The following is a 22,828-nucleotide window of genomic DNA, read 5'->3' on the forward strand; positions in this document are numbered from 1 at the left end:
TGAGGACGGCTCAGGGCGCAGCGGCCGGCACGGCGTAGACGACGATGTTCGACTCGTAGCTCCCCGCCGCCGGGTCGAACACCCCGCCGCAGGTGACGAGGACGAGCTGCGGGTCGCCGTCGCGGCGGAACACCTCGCGGGGCAGGTCGTGCTTGCCGTACTCGCGACGCGCGACGACCCGGTAGGCCGCGGTGCGGCCGTCGCCGCCACGGACGACGACCGGCTCGCCCGCGACGAGCTGCGGCAGCACCGACAGGAACCCGATGCCCTGCGTGCGCGAGTCGACGTGACCGGCGATCACGGCGCTCCCGGACGCGCCGCCCGGGAGGACACCGGGGGCCCACCAGCCGACCGTGCGCACCTGGTCGGGGACGACCATCCCGCCGTTCGGGGCGGTGCCGACCGCGTCGACGGGGGCGGACAGGCCGCGGGCGGGGAGCTCCAGGACGGACGGGACGACCGGCGGCGACGCGGCGCCGGGCTCGGCCACGGGCAGCGGGTAGACCGCCGAGACGGTCCACGGCTCGCGCGGCGCGATCGGCGCCGGGCCGGTGGAGCGGGGTGGGGGGCCGGTGCGGTCGCCGGGGCCGGGGAGCGGGCCCGCCGGGAGCCCGGCGGACGCGGGCGGGGGCGGGGGCGGGACCGAGGGTGCGGGCGGGCCGGAAGGACCGGGAACAGCCGCCCCCGGCAGCGCCGCGGCGTCGGGCGCCCCGACCACCGGAGCCGGGTCCGGCGGCGCCAGGACCGGCAACGCCCGGGCCACCGGCACCGCACGCGTCGCGGCGGGGGCCGTTCCCGCGGGCACGGCGCCGAGGTCGCTCGCCTCGACGCGGGCGTCGTCACCGAGTGCGAGACCGGCGCCGGCGCCCAGCAGGGCGGCGCCGAGGAGCAGCAGCGCGGCCGCTCCCCGTACGCCCCCGGCCGGGCGCCGGCGCCGCGGTGTCACGCGCGGGCGCGACGCAGCCGGACGGCGCCGGCGACGAGCAGCAGCAGCCCGGCACCGCCGAGCGCGACGGGCAGCGCGGCGTCGGACGCCGACGCGGCCTGACCGCCGGTGCCGGCGTCGACGGCGGGCGCGCCGGAGCCGCCCCGGCCCGCGGCGTCACCGGAACCGGAGGCCGAGCCGTTGCCGGTACCGTTGCCGGTGCCCGCACCGGGCGCGGTCCCGTCGCCGGACCCGGCGGCGTTCCCGTCGGTGCCGTTCCCGTCGGTGCCGTTCCCGTCGGTGCCGTTCCCGGGGTTGTCCGAGCCGGAGCCCGGGGTCGTGGCCCCGGCCTCGGCCGCGGCCTGGTCCAGCTTGGTCTTCAGCTCACCCAGGTTCGTGAGCTGCGCGCGGGCCTGATCGAGCTGCTCCGGCGGCAGGCCGGGGACGTTCAGCAGCTGCTGGGCCTGGTCGCTGAGCTGTCCGACCTGCTCCTGCGCGGCCTGCAGCCAGCCCTGGTCGAACTGCTCACCGGTGCGGGCCTTGAGGTCGTCGACCTGGGACTGGATCTCCGGGGAGACCTGGTCGGGCAGCGAGACGCCGATCGACGACGCCAGCCCCCGCAGCTTGTCGTTGATCTGCTGGCCCTCGCCCTGCACCTGCGGCGCGAGCTCCTTGACCTTGTCCCCGACGCCCTGCTCCAGGCCGATGCCGCCGAGCGCGGCGAGGCCGAGCGCCTTCTGGTGCGCGTCGCCGAACGCCTGGCGCGGGTCGCCGACGCCCGGGACCTGCGGGAGGTTGTCGGGCAGGTTCGGCACCTGCGGCGTCTCGCCACCGCAGGCGGTCAGCCCCACGAGTGCGGCCGCGGCGACGGCGGCACCGACGGTGCGGCTGATCCGGCGCGGGTGGTTCGTGGTCGTCGTCATGCGAGTCATCCCCCGGAGGTAGCGGTGTACGCCTGATGGGCTATCGGCTTACTCCGGACGTTGCAACTCGAACCACACGACAGGTCCCACGCGGGCGGCGAGTGGTTATCGCCGACGGCTGAGCGGTGCCGGGGCCGAGGGCGGCGGGACGACCGGGCCGACGTCGCCGTCGGGCGCCTCGTCGAGGTCCAGGACGACCGGGGCGTGGTCGCTGGGGAGCTTCCCCTTGCGTGCCTTGCGGTCCACCCACACCGCCGCGCGACGGTCGGCCGGGCCCGACCCGGCCAGCACCAGGTCGATCCGCATCCCCTGGTCCTGGTGGAACCGGCCGGCCCGGTAGTCCCAGTAGCTGAACACGCGCTCGTCGGGCCAGCGCTCGCGCAGGACGTCGCGCAGCCCGGTCCCGAGCAGCGCGGCGAGCGCGGCCCGCTCGTCGGGGGTGACGTGGGTGGCGCCGTCGAACAGGGAACGGTCCCAGACGTCGTCGTCGGTGGGGGCGATGTTCACGTCCCCGGCCACCACGGTCGACGCGGGGTCGCCCGTCGCGACCAGCTCGCGCAGTGCACCGAGCCAGCGCAGCTTGTAGGCGTAGTGCGGGTCCTCGGGGCTGCGGCCGTTCGGCACGTACACCGAGGTGACCCGCAGCCCGCCGCAGGTGGCGGTGACGGCGCGCGCGTCCGGGACCTCCAGCCCGCCCTCGGTGAAGACGGGCTCGTCGGGCAGGCCGCGCACGACGTCGTCCAGACCCACCCGCGACAGCAGGGCGACGCCGTTCCACCGGCCCTGGCCGTGGTGCGCGCTCGCGTAGCCGCGCTCGGCCAGTGCCTCGTCGAAGGCCGCGGCGAAGTCGTCGTCGGAGAGCTTGGTCTCCTGGAGGCAGACGACGTCGGGTTCCCGCTCGTCGAGCCACGGCAGCAGCCGCGGCAGCCGGGACTTCGCGGAGTTCACGTTCCAGGTGGCCAGACGCACGCCCCGACCCTACGAGAGGAAGCGCGTCACCGACCGGCGGATGCCCGCGACGTCCAGGCCGTGCGCGGCGTCGTGGTCCTCCGGGCTGCCGTAGCGACGCAGCTCGGCGGCGCCGACCCCGAGCCCGAGGACCCGGTGCCGCAGGTCGGCGAGCGCGTCGGAGACGTGCCGCACCGAGGTCCCGGCGAGGTAGGGCTCCACGAGCACGACGTCCGGCTCGGACAGCGTGGCGCGCAGGCCGGCCGCGTCGAACGGGCGGACGGTCCCGGCGTACAGGACGGTCACGTCCAGGTCGGCGACGGCGGCGAGCGTCCGGTCCGCCAGGGGCCCCACCGCGACGACCGTCCCCCGGCGCCCCCGCCGCAGCACCGTCATCGACGGGCCCGCCCCGTACGGCCGCGCGTTGGACGCGCCCGAGAGCCGGACGTAGACCCGGTCGTCGCCGGGCAGGGCGGCCCACAGCTGCGCCTCCGCCTCGTCGGCGTGCCCGGGCACGTGGACGGTCCAACCGTCGAGGGTGTCGAGCAGCGGCACGTCGCGCGGGCCGAAGTGGGTCTCCCCCGCGCCCGCCATGTCGTAGGACCCGCCGGCCGACACCAGCAGCGCCCCGACGCCCTGGTGCCCGAGGTCGAGCTTGAGCTGCTCGTAGGGCCGTTCGACGAGGAACGGCGCGAAGGTGTGCACGACCGGGCGCATCCCGGTCAGCGCGAGCCCACCGGCGGTGGAGACGAGCAGCTGCTCGCGGATGCCGACGTTGATCACGCGGTCGGCGAGGTCGGGCGGGACGTCGACGTAGCCGGCCCCGATGTCGGCCAGCAGCGCGACGGCCCGCGGGTCGGACGCGATCAGCTCCGGCAGCAGCGCATAGAAGCGTTCCCGCAGGTCGGGCGGGGTCACGGGGTCGGAGGGAGTGGGCTGCTGCGTATCGGTGAGCAGAGCAAAGCCGGTCATCGGTGGCTCCCCTTCGGTTCGACGTGCGCGACGACGGCGAGCGGTCGGTCGGGGTGTGCGGTGCGGAAGGCGCGTTCCAGGTCGTCGTGGTCGCGGCCGTCGGCGTCGACGGCGACCCAGCCCTCCGCGGTGAAGCGGCCGGCGATCCCGCCGGGCCAGCCGTGCGAGGCCGAGCTGTTGTCGACGACGACGGCGCTCAGCCCGGACAGCCCGGCACGGCCCGCGTACTGGATCGCCTCGAAGTTGGAGCCCTCGTCGAGCTCGGCATCGCCGACGAGGACGACGGTGCGCGCGTCGCGGCCCTGCAGCAGCAGCCCCGACGCGGTGCCGACGGCCAGTCCGAGCCCGTGGCCGAGCGAGCCGGAGGAGATCTCCACCCCGGGCACGAGCGTGCGGTCGGGGTGGTGCCCGAGGGTCGAGTCGTACCCGGCGAACCGGTCGAGCAGGTGGTCGTCGAGGAACCCGCGGGCGACGAGGACGGCGTAGAGCGCCATCGGGCCGTGCCCCTTGGAGACCAGGAAGCGGTCGCGGTCGGGGTCGTCGGGGTGCTGCGGGTCGACGCGCAGGATGCGGTCGTAGAGGACCCACAGGACGTCGAGGGTGGAGGTCGCGGCGGGTTCGTGCTTCTCGTCGCCGGTCATCCGGGTCATCAGCCCGGCGAGGTCGGCGTAGCCGGTCGGTGATCGCATGCGACCACTCTGTGACCTGAAGCCGACTTCAGGTCAAGGGGCCGAGCTACTCCTCGTCCGGCGGGGTCGCCTTGCGGACGTAGAGCAGCTGGTCACCCCGCTCCAGCGCGTCGACGGCGGCCGAGTCGACCCGGTGGAGCTGCTCGCCACGCACCACGCCGAGCACGATGTCGGGCAGGTGCCGCGGGGAGCCGCCGACCTCGGTCGGCTCGACCTGGCGCTGGGAGATCGCGAAGCCGGCGTCCGGGGTGAGCAGGTCCTCCACCACCTCGACGACGGCGGGCGAGCGGGTCGCGACGCCCAGCAGCCGCCCGGCCGTCTCGTCGGACACGATCACCGAGCTGGCGCCGGACTGGCGGAGCAGGTGGACGTTCTCCGCCTCGCGCACCGCGGCGACGATCGAGATCGACTTGGACAGCTCGCGGGCGGTCAGGGTGACCAGCACCGCGGTGTCGTCGCGGTCCAGGGCGACGACCAGCGTCGTCGCCAGCTGCACCCCGGCGATGCGGAGCACCGCGGAGCGGGTCGCGTTGCCGGACACGGTGACCAGGCCCAGCCCGGAGGCCACGTCCAGCCGCGCCCGGTCGGTGTCGACGACGACGATCTTCCCGGGGTCCACGTCGTCGCCGAGCAGCGTCTCCACCGCCGCGCGCCCCTTGGTGCCGTAGCCGACGACGACGATGTGCTCGCGCACGCGCGACCTCCAGCGCTGGATCCGGAACGACTGCCGCGAGCGCTCGGTGAGCAGCTCGACGGTCGTACCGACGAGGACGATCAGGAACAGCACCCGCAACGGGGTGATCACCGCGATGTTGATGGAGCGGGCCATCGGGCTGACCGGCACGATGTCGCCGTAGCCGGTCGTCGACAGCGACACCGTCGCGTAGTAGAGGGCGTCGAGCAGCGAGATCTCGCCCGTACCGTTGTTGTCGAGGTAGCCGTCGCGCCCGAAGAAGACGATCAACGTCGTCGCGCCGAGCGCGAACACCGCGATCGCCAGGCGGGTCACCAGCGAGCGCACCGGGCCCGACCGCGGGTCCGGCATCCGCAGCGCACCCTCGACCTGGGGATCGAGTTCGCTGAGCCGGGTGGAGCCGATCACGTGCGAAGGCTAGCGCCCAGGTCGCGCCGCACCGACCGCCCGGGCCCTATCCTCACTCAGGTGTCGGCCGAGGGGGACCACGAACGTGTGACGCCTGCTGCGCGCACGTCGCTGCGGCCGCGGCTGAGCGCGCGCCGGTTCCGCGGCGGTGCCGCACCCGGACCGGACCCGACCGAGGCCCTCGAGACGGGCGTCGCCGTGGCCGCGGGCCTGCGCGAGCCCGCCGGGTCCGCCGCCGCGACCGAGGCGCTGCGCCGGCTCGCCGGGCTCTGCGGCGCCGAGGCGGCGGGCCTGGTCCGGCCCGGCCTGCCCGACTCGTGGTGGGGCCCCGGCCGCGCCGACGGCGTCGCGCTCGCCGGGCGGGCCCGCGGGCGACGGCTCACCGAGGCCGGCCGCACCGCGCTGCCCGTCGGCGACGGGCCGGTGCTCGTCCTGGCCGGTGGGGTCGGGTCGGCCGCCGCCCGCCGGACCGCCGCGTTCGTCGCCGACGCCCTCGAACGCGCCCGCCTGACCGACGGCGAGGCCGAGGCCGAGGCCGCCCGGCTGCGCGCGCTGCGGGCCCAGATCTCGCCGCACTTCGTCTACAACGCGCTCACCACGATCGCCTCGTTCGTCCGCTCGGACCCGGCGCGCGCCCGCGACCTGCTGGAGACCTTCGCCGAGTTCATCCGGCACTCGCTCGCCGCACGCGGCGACTACGTGCCGCTGGCCGGGGAGTTCCGCTCGGTCGAGGCCTACCTGACCCTCGCCCGCGCCGTCCTCGGCGAGCGGCTGCGGGTGCAGGTGCGGGTGGCGCCGGAGGTGCTGCCGGTGCCGGTCCCGGTGCTGGCGCTGCAGCCGCTGGTGGAGAACGCGGTGCAGCACGGCGTCGAGCGCTCCCCCGACGGCGGGCTGGTACAGGTCAGCGGCGAGGCCGAGGGGGACGTCTGCGTGATCACCGTCGACGACGACGGGCCGGGCATGAGCCCCGAGCACGCCCGCGCCGTACTGGCCGGCACCGCCGAGGGCGCCGGGCTGGCGCTGGTGAACGTCGACCGCAGGCTGCGCGCGGTCTACGGCCCCGATCACGGCCTGGTCATCGAGACCGCGCCCGGCGCGGGCACCCGGATCGTGCTGCGGATCCCGCGGTTCCAGCCCGGGGTGGTGATCTGAGGTGACACCCCCCGCCGAGCCACTGCGCGTACTGGCCGTCGACGACGTCGCCCCCGCCCTCGACGAGATCTGCGCGCTGCTGGCCGACGCGCCCGACGTCGGCGAGGTCGCACGGGCCGGCGGCGCGGTGGAGGCGCTGCGCGCGATCCCCACCGGCCGGTTCGACGCCGTCTTCCTCGACATCACCATGCCCGGGATGGACGGCCTGGAGCTCGGCGGTGTGCTGGCCGCGATGGCCACGCCCCCGGAGATCGTCTTCGTGACGGCGTTCGAGGAGCACGCCGTCGCCGCGTACGGCCTCGGCGCCGTCGACTACCTGCTCAAACCGGTCGGCGCGGACCGGCTCGCCGACGCGCTCGGCCGGGTGCACCGGGCCCGGGCGGGCCGCTCGGCCGCCGGGCCGGGCACCGCGGGGGGGACCGCACCGGAACCGGCCGGGCCCGCGCTCCCCCGCGTCGACGAGCTCGCCGTGCTGCCGGTGGAGGCCGCCGGGCGCACCCGCTACGTCCGCCGCGAGGACGTCCGCTTCGTCGAGGCCCACGGCGACTACGTGCGGCTGCACCTGCCCGGGGGCTCACACCTCGTGCGGATCCCGCTGTCCCGGCTGGAGGAGCACTGGGACCCGCACCGCTTCGTCCGCGTGCACCGCAGCTTCCTGCTGCACCTCCCCGCGGTCCGCGAGCTGCGCAGCGACGCCGGCGGCGGCCTGCTCGCCCACACCGATGCCGGTGACGTGCCGGTCAGTCGTCGCCACGCCCGGGACCTGCGCGACCAGCTGCTCGCCGCGGCCACCGCCGGGGCGCTCGACGGCCACCGCGCCCCCGACGGCGACGGCCCGGGAAGCGGCCGGGGGCGGCCGTGACCGCCCGCCCGCGCCGGGTCGCGGTCAGCGCACCGCCCGAGCGGGGTACCGCCGTACCGCGCCCACAGCCGGCCGCGGCGCTCGACCCGGGGCTGACCGAGCGGGCCCGCGGGCTGCGCCGGGCCCAGCTGCGGCGCGCCGTGGTCACCCTGGCCTGCGCCGCGGTGCTGCTGTTCGGGCTGCCGGTGCTGCTGCGGCTCGCGCCGGATCTGGCCCAGTGGCGGGTCGGGGGGCTCCCGCTGGGCTGGATCGCGGTCGCCTGGCTCCCGTACCCGCTGCTCGGCGGGCTGGCGTGGTGGCATCTGCGCCGGGCCGAACGCGCGGAACGCCCGTGACGGCCGCCGCGGTCGTCGCCCTGCTGCTGGTCACGGTGCTGATCGGGGCACGTGGCGTCGCGGCGATGCGCACCACCTCGGACTTCCTCGTCGCGTCCCGGCGGACCTCGCCGATGCTCAACGCAGCCGCGGTCTCCGGGGAGTACCTGTCGGCGGCGTCGTTCCTCGGCGTCGCCGGGCTGGTGATCAAGGAGGGCACGGGGGCGCTCTGGTACCCGGTCGGGTTCGCCGCGGGCTACCTGCTGATGCTCGCGCTGGTCGCCGCGCCGATGCGCCGCTCCGGGGCACTGACCGTGCCCGGGTTCGCCGAGGCCCGCCTCGGGTCGCGGTCGCTGCGCCGGTTCTGCGCGGTGGTCGTCGTGGTGATCGCGGTGCTCTACCTGGTGCCGCAGATCGTCGCGGCCGGGCAGCTGCTCACGCTGGTGTCGGGCGTCGACTACTGGGTCGGGGTCGTGGTGTCCGGGCTCGCCGTCGGCCTGACCCTGGCGCTGGGCGGGATGCGCGCCGCCACCTACGTGCAGGCGTTCCAGTTCGCGCTCAAGCTCCTGCTGTTCGCCGGGCCCGCGATCTGGCTGCTGCTGCTCGCCGGGCCGCAGCTGCGCGCCGACATGGTCGCCCCGCCGGAGTTCACCCGGTTCACCGCCGAGACCCCGGTGGACTTCCGGCTCGACACCGAGCTCGTGCTGACCGAGCCGACCGTCGTGGTCGTCGACGGGATGCCGGTCCCGCTCACCCCCGGCCCGCACCACGCCGCCGCCGACGCCGTCTGGGTCTTCCCCGACGGTGCCGCCGTGCCCGAGCTGGGCGGCGACGGGGCGTCGCTGCCGGTGCCCGGCGGCGCCGAGTGGGCACTGCCGCTGCTCGGCACCGCCGACACCTCGCCGCTGCTGACGACCTGGTCGGTGCTGGTCGCGACAGCGCTGGGGACGATGGGGCTGCCGCACATCATCGTGCGCTTCCACACCAGTCCGGACGGGCGCGGCGCCCGGCGCACCGCGGCGATCACCGTCGCGATGCTCGGCGCGTTCTACCTGTTCCCGATCGTCTACGGGCTGCTCGGGACGGTGCTCACCCCCGAGCTGTACCTGTCGCAGGGCACCGACACCGCGATCGTCACGCTGCCCGGCCGGGTCACCGGCGGCGGCACCGCGGCGGCCCTGACCGCGATGCTCACCGCGGGGGCGTTCGCCGCGTTCCTGGCCACCTCGCTCGGGCTGCTGCTCGCGCTGTCCGGGGCGCTCGCCCACGACCTCATGCCCTCGGGGCTGCGCCGGCTGCGGCTGACCGCGCTGGCCGCGTCGGCGGCCGTCGTACCGGCGGCGCTGCTGATGGTGCGCGTCGACGTCAGCGCGGCGGTGACCTCGGCGTTCACCGTCGCGGCGTCGACGTTCTGCCCGCTGCTGGTGCTCGGCCTGTGGTGGAAGGGGCTGACCGCGCGCGGCGCGTACGCAGGGATGGTCACCGGGCTGCTCGCGACGGTCGGGTCGATGGCGCTGGGCGCCGCGCTCGGGCTCGGCGGGACGGCGGGCATGCTGCTCGCCCAGCCCGCGCTGTGGTCGGTGCCCTGCGCGTTCCTCGTCATGATCGCCGTGTCACTGGGCGATCACGTTCCGTCGGACGCGGAAGCTACGATGCTGCGGCTCCATCTGGCCGATCGGGAGTGAGCGCTTTAGCGTAGCGGCGACATCGGAGTCAAGACCGCTCGTCGTTCGGTGCCGCGCTCGATCGTCCGGTCGTCGGCCGCTTGCATCTTGGGCCGCCCGGAGCGTGCGTGTGGGGTTCCGCACACGGCCCGAAGGCCCTTTCCTGGGTCCGGTCCCGTGGCCGTGCGTGGCTTGTGCAAGGAGGCATACGTGAGTACGACCGAGTCCGACGAGCAGCCCGGCGGTCCGACGCCGGGAACTCCCGACTGGGCCGCCGCACAGGCGAGCCCCGACTTCCAGGAGCTGCGCAGGCGTCTGCGTGGGTTCGTCTTCCCGGTCACCGCCGGGTTCCTGGCCTGGTACCTGCTGTACGTGCTGCTCGCGACGTTCGCGACGGACTTCATGGCGATCCCGGTGCTGGGCAACATCAACCTGGGTCTGGTCCTCGGGTTGCTGCAGTTCGTGTCCACCTTCGCGATCACCGTGGTCTACATCCGCTTCGCCGGCCGTGTGCTCGACCCGCTGTCGTCGAAGCTCCGCGGAGAGATCGAGGGAACCCGATGAGCCCGACCGTCCTGGCGGCGACCGCGGACAGCAACCCGGCGCTGAACATCTCCATCTTCCTGGCGTTCGTGATCGTGACGCTGGGGATCGTCTTCTACGTCAACAGTCGGCAGGCGAGGAAGACCGCCGCCGACTTCTACACCGCGGGCGGGGGTTTCTCCGGCACCCAGAACGGGTTCGCGATCGCCGGTGACTACCTCTCGGCGGCGTCGTTCCTGGGCATCGCCGGCGCCATCGCGATCAACGGCTACGACGGCTTCCTCTACTCGATCGGCTTCCTGGTCGCGTGGCTGGTCGCGCTGCTGCTGGTCGCGGAGCTGCTGCGCAACACCGGCCGTTTCACCATGGGCGACGTCCTGGCGTTCCGGATGAAGCAGCGCCCGATCCGCGCCGCGGCGGCCACCTCCACCCTGGCGGTGTCGTTCTTCTACCTGCTCGCGCAGATGGCCGGTGCCGGTGCACTGGTCTCGCTGCTGCTCGGCATCTCGGGCGGGTTCGCCCAGGGCGTCGTGATCGCCGTCGTCGGCGTCGTGATGATCGCCTACGTCCTCATCGGCGGCATGCGCGGCACCACCTGGGTCCAGATGATCAAGGCGGTGCTGCTCATCGTGGGCGCGCTGGTCATGACGATCTGGGCACTGGCGCTGTTCGGCTTCAACTTCTCGTCGATCATGCAGGCCGCCGCGGACGGCTCCCCCAAGGGCGAGGGCCTGTTCGCCCCCGGCCAGCAGTACGGCGCGTCGCTGACCTCGAAGATCGACTTCATCTCGCTCGGCATCGCCCTGGTGCTCGGCACCGCGGGCCTGCCGCACGTGCTGATGCGCTTCTACACCGTGCCCACGGCCAAGGAGGCCCGCCGCTCGGTCGAGGTCGCGATCTGGCTGATCGGCCTGTTCTACCTGTTCACGCTGGTCATCGGCTTCGCGGCCGGTGCGCTGGTCGGGCCGGAGGCGATCCAGGCCGCGCCGGGCAAGGTGAACTCGGCCGCGCCGCTGCTCGCCGCAGCCCTCGGCGGACCGGTGCTGCTCGGCATCATCGCCGCGATCGCGTTCGCGACGATCCTGGCGGTCGTCGCCGGGCTGACGATCACCGCGTCGGCGTCGTTCGCGCACGACGTCTACATCAACGTGATCAAGCGGGGCGAGGTCGAGGACACCGAGGCCACCCAGGTCCGGGTCGCCCGGCGGACCGCGATCGTGATCGGCGTGGTCGCGATCGTCGGTGGCATCCTCGCGAAGGACCAGAACGTCGCGTTCCTCGTGGCGCTGGCCTTCGCGGTGGCGGCGTCGGCGAACCTGCCGACGATCCTGTACTCGCTGTTCTGGAAGCGGTTCAACACCACCGGCGGCCTGTTCTCGATCTACGGCGGTCTGATCAGCACCCTGGTGCTGATCGTCTTCTCGCCGGTGGTGTCGGGCGCCGAGACGTCGATCTTCTCGGGTGTGGACTTCGCCTGGTTCCCGCTGGCCAACCCCGGCCTGGTCTCGATCCCGCTGTCGTTCCTGCTCGGCGTGGTCGGGACCTACATCGGGCAGAAGCGCCACGACGGCAGCAAGTACGCCGAGATGGAGGTCCGGTCCCTGACCGGTGCCGGCATCGCCAAGGCCGAGGCGCACTGACCGCAGGCCACCCCACGCGGAGAGCCCGCGTCCCCGTCCCCGGGGGCGCGGGCTCTCCGCGTCCTGCGGCTACACCTCGGCGGCGGAGACGGTCGGCACCCCGGCGACGAGGTCGTGCAGCGCGCGGGCGTCGAGCAGGTCCGCCGGGCGCAGGGTGACGCCGTCGCGGACGTAGTGGAACGCCGCCCGCACCCGGTCCGGCTCGACGCCCTGCAGTGCCGCCCATGCCAGCCGGTACGCGGCGAGCTGCACCCCGACCGCCTGCCTGCGGTCCTCGGCGGGCAGGCGACCGGTCTTCCAGTCCACGACCGTCCAGCCGCCGTCGGGGTCGGCGAACACCGCGTCCATCCGGCCGCGCACGGCGACCCCGGCCAGCACCGTCTCGAACGACACCTCGACGTCGACGGGCCGCCGGTCCGCCCACTCCGACGCCTCGAACGCGGCCTGCAGCTCGGCGAGCTCGGTCGCATCGGCCTCCGAGGAGACCGACTCGTCGGCGGCGCCGGGCAGCTCGTCGATGTCCAGCAGGCGTTCCGCGCCGAAGCGCTGTTCCAGCCAGGCGTGGAACGCGGTGCCGCGGCGGGCGTGCTGGTCGGGCGGCATCGGCACCGGACGGCGCAGCCGCACGGCGAGCGCGTCCGGGTCGTCGGCGAGCTCGACGAGCCGGCTCACCGACAGCCGCCCGGGCAGCGACACCGTGGGCCGCTGCGCGGCGGCGGCCCGCTCCGCGAGCAGGACGTCGACGTCGGCGGCCCAGCCCTCGGGATCACCCTCGGCGTCGACCACGCCGGCCCCGGGCTCCGCGTCGGGAGCCGCCGGCAGCTCCAGTGCGAGCTGGTCGGCGGGCGCGGCGCGGCGCGGCCGCTTCGGGCGCCGGGCCCGCAGCGCGGTACGGACCAGGTCGGCCCCGGAGCGCACGTCGTCGGCGCGGTCGCCGAACGGGTCCGGCGGCCACTGCGCGGTCCGTTCGACGCCCAGCGCCGGGTTGCCGGTGTCCAGCTCGGGCGGCGGTGCCCACTGCTCCAGCACACCGACCTCGGAGCCGCCGGGGCCCTCCAGGATCTCGGCGAGCTCGGTCAGGAACACCGACGGTTCCTTCGGCTTCTCCCCCGTCGCGGGCCAGCGGTGCCCGGACACCAGCAGCACCCGTTCGGACCGGGTGAGCGCGACGTAGAACAGCCGGCGTTCCTCGGCGAGGCGGCGCTCGTCGAGGGCGTCGTCGTGGTCGTCGAGCGCGGTCTCGACCTGTTTGCGGTCGGCGCCGGGCGGGGGCAGGTGCAGGCCGGGCAGGTCGTCGGCGTCGCCGCGCAGCGGGACCGGCAGCGCGGCCGGGTCCTTCAGCCAGGAGCCGGACATCTTGCGGCCGGGGAAGACCTGCGCGACCAGGTGCGGGACGGCGACGACCTCCCACTCCAGCCCCTTCGCCGCGTGCACGGTGAGGATCTGCACCCGGTCCGGCGCGACCTCCACCTCGCCGGGGGTCAGCCCCTCCTCGGCCTGCTCGGCGGTCTCCAGATAGTCGAGCAGACCCGGTAGCGACGGCACGTCCGCACCGGCGGCGAAGTCCGCGACGACGTCGGCGAACGCGTCGAGGTGCGCCCGGCCGGTGGGGCCGGGGCGGGCCATCGTCTCGACGTCGAGGAGCAAGGTCCGCTCGACGTCGGCCACCAGGTCGGTCAGCGGGGCCGCGGTGCGGGCGCGCAGCTGGGCGAGCTCACGGCCGATCCGCCGGATCCGGTCGAACCCGGCCGGGGAGTAGCGCTCCGGGCCACCCGGGTCGTCGAGGGCGTCGACGAGACCGGCCTGCTCGGCCTGCTCGCCGGGCAGTGCACCGAGGGCCAGGTCGGCGGCCGACAGCGGCCCGGGGCGGGCCGGGCGGTGCGGGACGAGCTCGCGGGCGCGCTGCCACAGCGCGGCCAGGTCGGCGATCCCGAGCCGCCACCGCGGCCCGGTCAGCAGCCGGACGGCGGCCGGCCCGGCGAGCGGGTCGGACACCACCCGCAGCGCGGAGACGAGGTCGCGGACCTCGGGGGTGGACAGCAACCCACCGAGTCCGACCACCTCCACCGGGACCCGCCGGTCGCGCAGCGCGGCGGCGAGCGCGTCCATGTCGGAGCGGCGCCGGACCAGCACCGCCGCGGTGGGCGGGGTGCCCTCGTCGTGGCCGGCGTGCCAGCGCTCGGCGATGCCGTCGGCGGTCCAGGCCACCTCGGCCGCGACGTCGGGCAGCAGGGCGGCCCGGACGTCGCCGGGGCCGGCGCCGTCGAGCGGGCGCAGCTCCCCCACCCGCACGGTGCCGGGCGCGGTCCGCAGCGGCTCGGAGACCCGGTTGGCCAGGACGAGCACCTCGGCCGGGTTCCGGAAGCTGGTGAGCAGCCCGTGCACGGGCGCGGGGTCACCGCCCGCGGCGGGGAAGTCGGTGCGGAAGCGCGCCAGGTTCCCGGCGCTCGCGCCCCGCCAGCCGTAGATCGACTGGCAGGGGTCGCCGACCGCGGTGACCGAGCGGTGGTCCGGGCCGTCGTCCGGCTCCGGGGCGAGCCCGGGCGGCACGCCGAACAGGGCGCGGAGCAGCACCCGCTGGGCGTGCCCGGTGTCCTGATACTCGTCGAGCAGCACGGCCCGGTACTGGGAACGCTCGATCCGCCCGACCTCCGGGTCGGCCTCGGCGATCCGGGCCGCGAGGGCCATCTGGTCGGCGAAGTCCATGGCCTGCTCGGCCTGCTTGCGTCGGGCGAACTCCTCGACCAGCGGCAGCAGCTCGCAGCGCATCCGCTGCCCGGCGATGCGGGCCTTGTACCCGGCCGAGGGCTCGGCGCGCTGCCGCTTGCCGGGCGGGGCGTGCTCCAGCACCGGCAGCATCCGCTCGGCGAGGCGCCGCACCTGGTCCGGTTCGACGAGGTGCTCCCCCAGCTCCCCGGCCAGGGAGAGCAGGTAGCCGGTGACGGTCGCGGGGACCCGGTCGATCTCCAGGTCCGCGGCCCAGGTGGAGACGACCCGGTGGGCCAGCTGCCAGGCCGCCGTCGGGCCGAGCAGCCGGGCGGCGGGCTCGGCGGGCAGCCGCAGCGCGTGCTCACCGACCAGGCGACCGGCGTAGGCGTGGTAGGTCGCGACGGTGGGCTCGCCGGCCAGCAGCGCGGCGCGCCGGGCACCCGACGGGTCCAGGTCGTCGAGCAGCCGGGCCCCGGCGAGGCGGCGCAGCCGGGACCGGACGCGGGTGCCGAGCTGCTGGGCGGCCTTGCGGGTGAAGGTGAGCCCGAGGACCTGCTCGGGCAGCACCCGGCCGGTCGCGACCAGCCAGACGACGCGGGCCGCCATCGTCTCGGTCTTGCCGGCCCCCGCCCCGGCGACGACGAGCGCCGGCCCGGTGGGCGCGGCGATGACCGCGGCCTGTTCCGCGGTCGGCGGGTGCAGACCGAGCGCGTGTGCCAGCTCGGCGGGGGTGGGGTCCACGCGGACCGTTCTACCCGGCGTCACCGACAGGTCCGCCACCCGGCGCAGTCCCGGCCCGGCCCCGGCGGCGGATCAGCGGCCGGCGTCGTCGACCGGTGCGTAGACGCGGGCCCAGTCGACCTGCAGGCGTACCTCGTCGGGGGTGGTCGCGTCCGGGCCGGGGATCCACCCCGACGCCGGGCCCTGGTCGAGCTGTATGGCCAGGTGCATCGGGGTGGTGGGGATCGCGCGGCGGTCGGTGACCTCCCACTTCTTCACCCCGTCGACGTACCAGGTGATCCGGTCCGGCAGCCACTCCAGGGCGAAGGTGTGCCACTGGGTGAAGTCGCCGGGGGTGTCGGTGGACAGGATGTGGTTCTGCGCGCCGTAGTGGACGAAGGCGGTGGCCGCATGCCGGTCGCCGAACGGGATCTCCATCATGTCGAGCTCCCCGTCGTCGGGGAACCGCTCGGAGTCCGGCCAGAGCAGGATCGCGGGGCTGTAGCCGTTGCCGACGTCGGTGCGGGCGCGGAACTCCCAGCGGCCGTAGAGCTGACCGTCGTGCATCGCGACACCGCCGGAGACGCCCCCGCCCGTGGCCCGGGGGCGCGCGGTCACGGTGAGCAGGCCGTCGCCGACGCCGACCGCGGACGGGCGGCGCAGGCCGTTGCCGAACCCGCCGGGCGAGTTGTAGACGCTCCAGGTGGAGCGGTCGACGCGGGAGCCGTCGAACTCGTCGCCACCGACCTGGCGCCACTGCTGCGGCGGGGGCGGGGGCGGCGGGGGCGGCAGCTGGTTGTCCAGTGCGGAGGTCGCCGGGTCGGCGGCGACGGCCGTGCCGTCCGGCGGGACGAGCACGGTCCAGGTCAGCCCGGCGACGGCGACGAGCACCAGCGCCATCGCGCCGGTGCCGTGCGCGATGCGGCGGCGCAGGCCGGTGACGGCGCGGTCCGGGCGCTCACGACGTTCGGTCCGCCCGGCACGGTCCGCCCGTCCGGCACCGTCCGGGATCTCGGCCCGGACGACCGTGGCACGGGCTCCGCGGTCGGTGGGGCGGATACGGGAGGTCGCGGCGACCGGCTCCGGCGTCGTGGAGACACGCACCACGGGGGTCCTCGCCACCGGGGGCCGGACCGCGGGTGCCTGCGCTGCCGCCGGAGGCCGGGGCGCTCGGCGTGGGCCGGGGACGGGGTCCGGGGCGGTACGCGTCCCCGGGGCGGTACGCGTCCCCGGGGCGGCGTGCGACGGCGCGGGCACCCCGCGTACGGAGCGGCGGGACTCCGGGACTCGGTCGACGGGGGCGCGGTCCGCGGCGGGCAGGGCGACGGTCGACGCCACGATGTCCTCGGGGCGGGCGACGGGTCCGCGGGCGGCACGACGCCCGTCGACGGGCGGCTCGGGCGAGCGGTGCCGACCGGAGTCCGCGGTGTCCGGCCGGTCCTCGGAACGGTGGGAGCCGGGACGGCGGGCGTCGGACCCGGCGGGGGCGGCGTGGCGCGACGGGTCCGGGCGCTCCCCGGCCCGCGACACACCACTCCCCGATTTCTCCACGCAAGCAGGACGCGCGGGCCCCCGTTCGGTTGCCCCGTCAGGAGGTCGCGCGCGTCACCCCGCCTGCGACCCGGGATCAGGCCGGCGGGTTCCCGACGGTCGCGGGGGCACCGTAGGACCGCAGGACCTCCGGCACCGTGACCGTCCCGTTCGCGTCCTGGAAGTTCTCCATGATCGCGAGCATGGCGCGGGCGGTGGCGCCGGTCCCGTTGAGCGTGTGCACGTTCTCGGTCGGCGCTCCGGCCTCGCGACGGAACCGGACGTTCAGGCGTCGTGCCTGGTAGTCGGTGGTGTTGGAGCACGAGGTGATCTCGCGGTAGCGCTCCTGGACCGGGAACCAGGCCTCGATGTCGTACTTCTTCGCCGCCGGGTTGCCGAGGTCGCCGACGGCGATGTTCTGCACCCGGTAGGGCAGCCCCAGCTCCTGCACGATCGACTCCTCGTGGGCGAGCAGCTCCTCGTGCACGTCCTGGGAGTTCTCCGGCAGGCAGTAGACGAACATCTCGACCTTGTCGAACTGGTGCACCCGGAACATGCCCTTGGTGTCCTTGCCGGCCGCGCCGGCCTCGCGGCGGAAGTTCGTGGAGAACGCGACGTAGCGCGCGGGCAGCGTGTCGAGCTCGACGATCTCGTCCATGTGGATCCCGGCGAGCGCGACCTCGGAGGTGCCGGTGAGGTAGAGGCCGTCCTTTTCCAGCTCGTAGAGGTTCGACGCCTCGGTGGGCAGGAAGCCGGTGCCGTACATCGCCCGCTCGTTCGCCAGGACCGGGCCGAGCACCGGGACGAAGCCCTCGCCGGCGAGCTTGTCCATGACGTAACGGAACAGGGCCATCTCGAGCCGCGCGACGTCGCCGAAGCGGTAGGCGAACCGCGACCCGGACAGCCGCGCGCCGCGGGCCATGTCGACCCGGCCCGTCGACGACGCCAGATCCAGGTGGTCGCGCGGGGTGAAGTCGAAGACCGGCGGCTCGCCCCAGGTGCGGACGGTGACCGCGTCCTCCTCGGCCATGCCGTCGGCGGCGGTCGGGTCGGGCAGGTTCGGGATGCGGGCGAGGAGCTCGGAGCGCTCGACGTCGGCGGCGGCGAGGGAGTCCTCGGCGGCGCGCAGCTCCTCCTTCTCCTGCTTGAACTGCTCGACCTGCTCGGGGGTGGGCTTGCCCTTGGGCCGCTGCTTGGCCGCGGCGCGCAGGCTGCCGACGCGGTCGGTGGCCTCCCGCCAGCGGGCGTCGACCTCCAGCAGGGCGTCGAAGTCCGCGGACGCGCCGCGACGGGACAGCGCCGTGCGGAAGGTGTCCGGGTCCTGTCGGGCCGCCTTGAGGTCGATCACTGCTGTTCCAGCCTCTCGCGTAGTGGAGGGGCCATCGTAGGACCGGGAATGATCGGGCCCGCGCGGTGGTACTCACCACCATGAGTGTTTCCCTCGGCAGGTACGGCGTCTGGCGGCACGAGACCGGGTTGTCCCCCGATCTCGCCGTGGAGATCGAGAAGCTCGGGTTCGGTGCGGTGTGGGTCGGCGGCTCCCCGCCCGGGGACCTCGCGCTGACCGAGTCGCTGCTCGACGCGACGACGTCGCTGGCCGTGGCCACCGGCATCGTGAACATCTGGGCCACCCCTGCCGACGAGGTCGCGGAGTCCTTCCACCGCATCGAGGCGCGGCACCCGGGCCGGTTCCTGCTGGGGATCGGCGTCGGGCACCCCGAGGCCACCAGCGACTACACCCGCCCGTACGCAGCGCTCGTCGCCTACGTGAACCGGCTCGACGAGCTCGGCGTCCCCACCGAGGGGCGTGCCCTCGCGGCGCTGGGCCCGAAGATGCTCGACCTGGCCCGTGAGCGGTCCGCCGGGACGCACCCGTACCTGACCACGCCCGAGCACACCCGTTCGACGCGCGAGCGCTACGGCGCCGGAGCGCTGATCGCGCCGGAGCACAAGGTCGTGCTCGACGACGACCCGGCCGCCGCCCGCGCCCTGGGCCGCCCGGCCGTCGAGAAGCCCTACCTGGGCCTGGTCAACTACCGGAACAACCTGAAGCGGCTCGGCTGGGCCGAGTCCGATCTCGACGACGGCGGCAGCGACGCCCTGATCGACGCGCTCGTCGCGCACGGCACCCCCGAGCAGGTCGCGGCCCGGCTCGAGGAGCACCTCGACGCCGGCGCCGACCACGTCTGTGCCCAGGTCATCACGCGCGGGATGGCCGAGCCGGAGGGCGACCTGCGGCGGCTGGCGAGCGCGCTGGGGCTCGGCAGCGCGGGCTAGCCCGGGCCGGGTGCGCCCCACCCCCGACGACCCGTCCCTGCTGGGACCGTTGCGACGGTCGGCGCCACTGATCGTGGCGGCGGCCGTCGCCGTCGTCGCGGTCCTGGCCTGGGCCTACCGCGGCGATGCGACCGCCGGGGCGGAGCGACCGGGGCGCCGACCGCCGGGTCCGGCCCCTCCGCACCACCTGACCGGGGCCCGGCACCGCGGGTGTGGGGCCCGGGCCGGCTGCACGACCTGACCGCGGGTCCGCACGGCCGGGTGTGCGGCCCGTCCGGGTACGGGACCGGACCCGCTCACCCGTCCACCACCGTCCGGCCGGTCTCGACCGCGGGGCAGCTGGTGCGGACCGGGCACCGGTCGCAGTCCGGCCCGGCGCGGGCGACGAACACCGCACCCGCCGAGTCCTCGGCGCAGGTCATCAGCACGTCGCGCCAGTGCCCCATCTCCTCCGGGCGCAGCGCCGCCTGCTGCGGCTCCTTCGCCTCCCCGTTGGCCTTGCGGTCGGCCAGGAACAGCAGCCGCGCCCCGCCCGGCTCCACCCCACCCCCGACGAGCTGGTCGAACGCGCCGAGCGAGGCCGCGAGCTGGTAGACGGCCAGCTGGTGGTGCTCGGCGGTGGCCCGGGCCGAGGTGGCCGTCTTCCCGGTCTTGACGTCGACGACGACCGGGCGCCCCTGGTCATCGCGTTCGAGCCGGTCGACCCGGCCGCGGAGCCGGACCCGCCGGGCCGCCCGCGCGGCCCCGCCGCCGCGCCCGGCCGCGCCGTCGCCGTCGGTGTCGACCGGCAGGAGCGCGGCCCCCGCCGGGTCGTCGTCGCCCGCACCGATGCCGCCGAGGGGCAGGCCCGGGTCGTCGCCCTCGCTGTCGCCCTCGCCGTCGTCCTCGCCGTCCAGGTCCAGCTGCACCGGCTGCTCGACGGCCACCAGCTCCAGCCCCTCGGTACGGCTGCGGCGGACCCAGTCGTCGAAGGCGGCGAGCATCTCCCGCACCCGGACCAGCTCGCGGCGCCCGAACCACGGCGCCCCGGAGTCCAGCCGCCGCCACGCCGAGCGCAGCGCCTCCTCCAGCTCCACCGGGTCGGCCCCGGCGGCGCGGGCCTGCACCAGCGCGTGCACCAGGGACCCGGTGACCGCCGACAGCGCGCCGGTCTCGTCGCCGCCGTGCCGGGACAGCACCCAGCGCAGCGGGCAGCCGGCGATCGTCTCGACGTCGGAGGGCGAGATCGGGACGAGCTCGCCCTCGGCGCGCAGCGGGGCGCCGTCGGACAGGTCGGCGACGCCGTACCAGTCGTCGGGGTGGGCTCCGGGGACGCCGTCCGCGGCGAGCCGGGCCAGCTGGGTCGCCGCCCGGTGACGACGTGCGGCCCGTCCCGGGTCGCCGTGGTCGGGCTCGGTGACGGCGCGCCGCAGCTCCCCGACCAGCTCGGCCGTCACCAGGGAGCGCTCGGGCCGGTGCACCGGGCGGGCCTCGGCGGCGTCGGCGGGGCGGGGGTCGAGCTCGTCGAGGAACCGGGAGGGCTGCTCGTCCTCCCCCTGCACGGCGCTGACCAGCAGCGTCGTCCGGGCACGGGTGCAGGCGACGTAGAACAGCCGCCGCTCCTCGGCGAGCAGTGGCGCCGTGCGGGAGACCGCGTCGTCGGGGGCGGCGACCCCGCCGACGAGGTCGACGAGCCGTTCGTGGCCGAGCAGGCTGCCGCGCAGCCGTACGTCGGGCCACAGCCCCTCCTGCACCCCGGGCACCGCGACGACCGTCCACTCCCGGCCGCGGGCGCCGTGTGCGGTGAGCAGCTCGACCGCGCCGCCCCGGGGCGCCTGCGGGGCCAGCGTCTCCCCCGGCAGCTGCTGGTCGAGCAGGTACTCCAGGAACCCGCCGACGTCGGCGCCGGGCAGCCGGTCGGTGTAGCGGGCGGCCGCGTCGAACAGGGCCAGGACCGCGTCGAGGTCCCGGTCGGCGGCCGCTCCGCCGGGGCCGCCGCGGGCGCTGGCCTCGCTCCAGCGCTTCGCCAGGCCGGTGCGCCGCCACACCTTCCACAACGTCTCCTCGACCTGCTCGCCCGCGCCGATCGAGCGGGCGGCGGTGTCGAGGAGGCGGCCCACGTCGCGCATCGGGGCGGCCTCGGCGGGCGAGAGCATCGGCAGCGGGTCGGGCCGGCCCGCGACGGCGTCGCGCAGCATCCCGACCAGCAACGGGTCGCTGCTCGCCGCGGCCGGGTCGACCTCACCCGCCTCGACGCGCTCGTCGTCGGCGAAGGTCCGCACGTCGTGCCCCGCGGCGGCGTGCATCCGCAGCAGGCCGCGGCGCAGCCGCCGCATCCGCATCGGGTCGCCGCCGCCCAGCGGTGAGGTGAGCAGGGAGGTCGCGAGGTCGGCGTCGACCGCGGACGGCCGCCATGCCGCGCGCAGCACCAGGAGCAGCGGCACGACGGCGGGCTGGCGCGGCAGCGGCACCTCGTCCGGTGGTGCGGCCAGCGGGACCCCGGCCGCGGCCAGCGCCCGGCGCAGCGCGGGCAGGGTGCGCCGCGCGGACCGGGACAGCACCGCCATGTCCGACCACGGCACCCCGTCGACGAGGTGTGCGCGCCGCAGCCGGTCGGCGATCCAGCCGGCCTCCGCGGAGGGCGACCCGAACACCCGGACCTGCAGGGACTCCCCCACCCCGGCGCCCGCCGCATCCGGCACGGCGTCGGGCACCGGTTCCGGTACCGCGTCCGGGATCGGGTCCGGCACCGCGTGGTCCCCCGGGGCGGGCCCGGGACCGCGACGGGTGCGGGTCACCCCGGCACCGGGCAGCTTCTCGGCCACCCGCAGCCCGGCCGCGCGGACCCCCGGCTGCTGGCGGTGGTCGACGGTGAGGACCTCGGTGGGCGCGTCGAGCACCGTCAGGCCCTGCGGGTCCGCACCACGGAAGGTCAGGACCGCCTGGTCGGGGTCGCCCGCGAGCAGCGTGGACCCCGCGTGCTCGGCCAGCGCCGCGACCAGCTCCATCTGCTGCGGGTCGAGGTCCTGCGCGTCGTCCACCAGGAGGTGACGGACCCGGCGCCGCTCCTGCTCCCGCAGGTCCGGGTCCGCGGCCAGGGTGTCCAGCGCGGCGGCGACCAGCTCGGCGGAGTCCAGCGCCGGGGCCGTCGCCTGTGGCGCGCCCCGCCCCGCCGCCCCGCGGAGCAGCGTGACCTCCTCGTAGGTGCGGAAGAACCGGGCCGCGGCGACCCACTCCTCGCGCCCGTGCTCGCGCCCCAGCTCGGCCAGCTCGCGTGGCCCCAGTCCGCGCTCGGCCGCCCGCAGGAGCAGCTCCCGCAGCTCCGCGGCGAACCCGGGCAGCCCGAGGGCCGGGTCGAGCCGCTCCGGCCAGCCCGAGCCGGGGACGGTGCCGCCCCAGCCGTCGATCTCCCCGGCGAGCAGCTCGCGGACCACCACGTCCTGCTCGGCCGAGGCCAGCAGCCGCGGGGGCGGGTCCTCGTAGCGCGCGGCGTGCAGCCGCAACACCCCGAACGCGTAGGAGTGCACCGTCCGCACCAGCAGCTCGCGGGTGGTGCGCACCCCGAAGTCCCCGGCGAGCTCACCCCCTCCCGCGGTCAGCAGCGACGTGAGCCGGCCACGCAGCTCCTCCGCGGCCCGGCGGCTGCCCACCAGCAGCAGCACCGACCCCGGCGGCTCCCCGGCCCGGATGCGGCGGACGACCGCGTCGAGCAGCAGGCTCGTCTTGCCCGTGCCCGGGCCGCCCAGCACCCGCAGCGCGCCGCGCTCGTGCGCGAGCACCCGCGAGGCGGCACCGGTCCACTCCCGCACGGGAGCGGGCCGGGGGTCCGCACGCACCAGGCGCGGCGACGCCTGCTCGGGGGCTGTTCGGCTCATGGGG

17 protein-coding genes are annotated in these 22,828 nt (G+C 75.8%); 7 read left to right on the forward strand and 10 right to left on the reverse strand.

All coding sequences use genetic code 11. The features are described from left to right. Positions 1 to 10: 10 nt before the first annotated feature. The 6 genes from DMP15_RS24955 to DMP15_RS24980 all read right to left on the reverse strand — a co-directional run bounded on the left by DMP15_RS24955 (position 11) and on the right by DMP15_RS24980 (position 5,502). The gene (locus tag DMP15_RS24955; protein ID WP_337826522.1) at positions 11 to 946 is read right to left on the reverse strand and encodes a class F sortase; all 936 of its coding nucleotides are present in this window, start codon (positions 944 to 946) and stop codon (positions 11 to 13) included. Next, complete coding sequence (locus DMP15_RS24960; RefSeq protein ID WP_337826523.1) at positions 943 to 1,848, reverse strand: DUF4142 domain-containing protein; 906 nt, start codon at positions 1,846 to 1,848, stop codon at positions 943 to 945. Before DMP15_RS24960 ends, DMP15_RS24955 begins: the two co-directional genes overlap by 4 nt. A gap of 105 nt (positions 1,849 to 1,953) precedes the next feature. Then, positions 1,954 to 2,817 (reverse strand): exodeoxyribonuclease III, encoded by an 864-nt coding sequence (locus DMP15_RS24965; RefSeq protein ID WP_179760970.1) that lies wholly within the window; start codon positions 2,815 to 2,817, stop codon positions 1,954 to 1,956. Between the two features lie 9 nt (positions 2,818 to 2,826). Then, positions 2,827 to 3,768, reverse strand: a complete 942-nt coding sequence (locus DMP15_RS24970) for a transketolase family protein (RefSeq protein ID WP_179760971.1) — start codon at positions 3,766 to 3,768, stop codon at positions 2,827 to 2,829. Continuing rightward, positions 3,765 to 4,457, reverse strand: a complete 693-nt coding sequence (locus DMP15_RS24975; protein ID WP_100879740.1) for a transketolase — start codon at positions 4,455 to 4,457, stop codon at positions 3,765 to 3,767. Before DMP15_RS24975 ends, DMP15_RS24970 begins: the two co-directional genes overlap by 4 nt. Before the next feature lie 46 nt (positions 4,458 to 4,503). Continuing rightward, positions 4,504 to 5,502, reverse strand: a complete 999-nt coding sequence (locus DMP15_RS24980) for a potassium channel family protein (protein ID WP_202416755.1) — start codon at positions 5,500 to 5,502, stop codon at positions 4,504 to 4,506. A 117-nt stretch (positions 5,503 to 5,619) separates the two neighbouring features. Between DMP15_RS24980 and DMP15_RS24985 the strand changes: the two genes are divergently transcribed. The 6 genes from DMP15_RS24985 (at position 5,620) to DMP15_RS25010 (ending at position 11,734) form a co-directional block, all read left to right on the forward strand. Further along, entirely contained in the window at positions 5,620 to 6,711 is a 1,092-nt protein-coding gene (locus DMP15_RS24985) for a sensor histidine kinase (protein ID WP_301549119.1), read from the forward strand. A gap of 1 nt (position 6,712) precedes the next feature. Next, positions 6,713 to 7,573, forward strand: coding sequence for a LytR/AlgR family response regulator transcription factor (locus DMP15_RS24990; RefSeq protein WP_073578339.1), 861 nt, complete (start codon positions 6,713 to 6,715; stop codon positions 7,571 to 7,573). Further along, positions 7,570 to 7,908 carry a hypothetical protein gene (locus DMP15_RS24995; RefSeq protein WP_073578338.1) on the forward strand — a complete coding sequence of 113 codons (339 nt, stop codon included), beginning with the start codon at positions 7,570 to 7,572 and terminating at the stop codon, positions 7,906 to 7,908. The genes DMP15_RS24990 and DMP15_RS24995 overlap by 4 nt, the downstream gene beginning before the upstream one ends. After that, on the forward strand, positions 7,905 to 9,572 hold the full coding sequence (locus tag DMP15_RS25000) for a sodium/solute symporter (protein ID WP_073578337.1): 1,668 nt from the start codon (positions 7,905 to 7,907) through the stop codon (positions 9,570 to 9,572). The genes DMP15_RS24995 and DMP15_RS25000 overlap by 4 nt, the downstream gene beginning before the upstream one ends. 189 nt (positions 9,573 to 9,761) lie before the next feature. Further along, a complete protein-coding gene (locus DMP15_RS25005) occupies positions 9,762 to 10,115 on the forward strand; it encodes a DUF485 domain-containing protein (protein WP_073578336.1) in 354 nt (117 codons plus the stop codon). Then, positions 10,112 to 11,734, forward strand: a complete 1,623-nt coding sequence (locus DMP15_RS25010; protein ID WP_073578335.1) for a solute symporter family protein — start codon at positions 10,112 to 10,114, stop codon at positions 11,732 to 11,734. The genes DMP15_RS25005 and DMP15_RS25010 overlap by 4 nt, the downstream gene beginning before the upstream one ends. Positions 11,735 to 11,803: 69 nt before the next feature. On the opposite strand, the gene DMP15_RS25015 is transcribed toward DMP15_RS25010, so the two are convergent. From DMP15_RS25015 to serS, 3 genes are all read right to left on the reverse strand, one after another. Then, the gene (locus tag DMP15_RS25015; protein ID WP_337826524.1) at positions 11,804 to 15,184 is read right to left on the reverse strand and encodes an ATP-dependent helicase; all 3,381 of its coding nucleotides are present in this window, start codon (positions 15,182 to 15,184) and stop codon (positions 11,804 to 11,806) included. A gap of 72 nt (positions 15,185 to 15,256) precedes the next feature. Then, positions 15,257 to 16,267: a family 16 glycosylhydrolase gene (locus tag DMP15_RS25020; protein WP_167379128.1), complete on the reverse strand. Its 1,011-nt coding sequence runs from the start codon at positions 16,265 to 16,267 to the stop codon at positions 15,257 to 15,259. Positions 16,268 to 16,790: 523 nt separating this feature from the next. Then, positions 16,791 to 18,041 (reverse strand): serine--tRNA ligase, encoded by a 1,251-nt coding sequence (gene serS / locus DMP15_RS25025; protein ID WP_073578332.1) that lies wholly within the window; start codon positions 18,039 to 18,041, stop codon positions 16,791 to 16,793. A gap of 80 nt (positions 18,042 to 18,121) precedes the next feature. On the opposite strand from serS, the gene DMP15_RS25030 reads away from it, so the two are divergent. Continuing rightward, positions 18,122 to 18,970, forward strand: coding sequence for an LLM class F420-dependent oxidoreductase (locus DMP15_RS25030; RefSeq protein ID WP_073578331.1), 849 nt, complete (start codon positions 18,122 to 18,124; stop codon positions 18,968 to 18,970). A 296-nt stretch (positions 18,971 to 19,266) separates the two neighbouring features. Here DMP15_RS25030 and DMP15_RS25035 read toward each other — a convergent pair whose 3' ends face one another. Next, positions 19,267 to 22,824, reverse strand: a complete 3,558-nt coding sequence (locus DMP15_RS25035) for an ATP-dependent helicase (protein ID WP_337826525.1) — start codon at positions 22,822 to 22,824, stop codon at positions 19,267 to 19,269. Positions 22,825 to 22,828 lie beyond the last annotated feature (4 nt).

The organism is Pseudonocardia sp. UM4_GMWB1 (assembly GCF_017312155.1).
GTDB classification, from domain to species: domain Bacteria; phylum Actinomycetota; class Actinomycetes; order Mycobacteriales; family Pseudonocardiaceae; genus Pseudonocardia; species Pseudonocardia alni.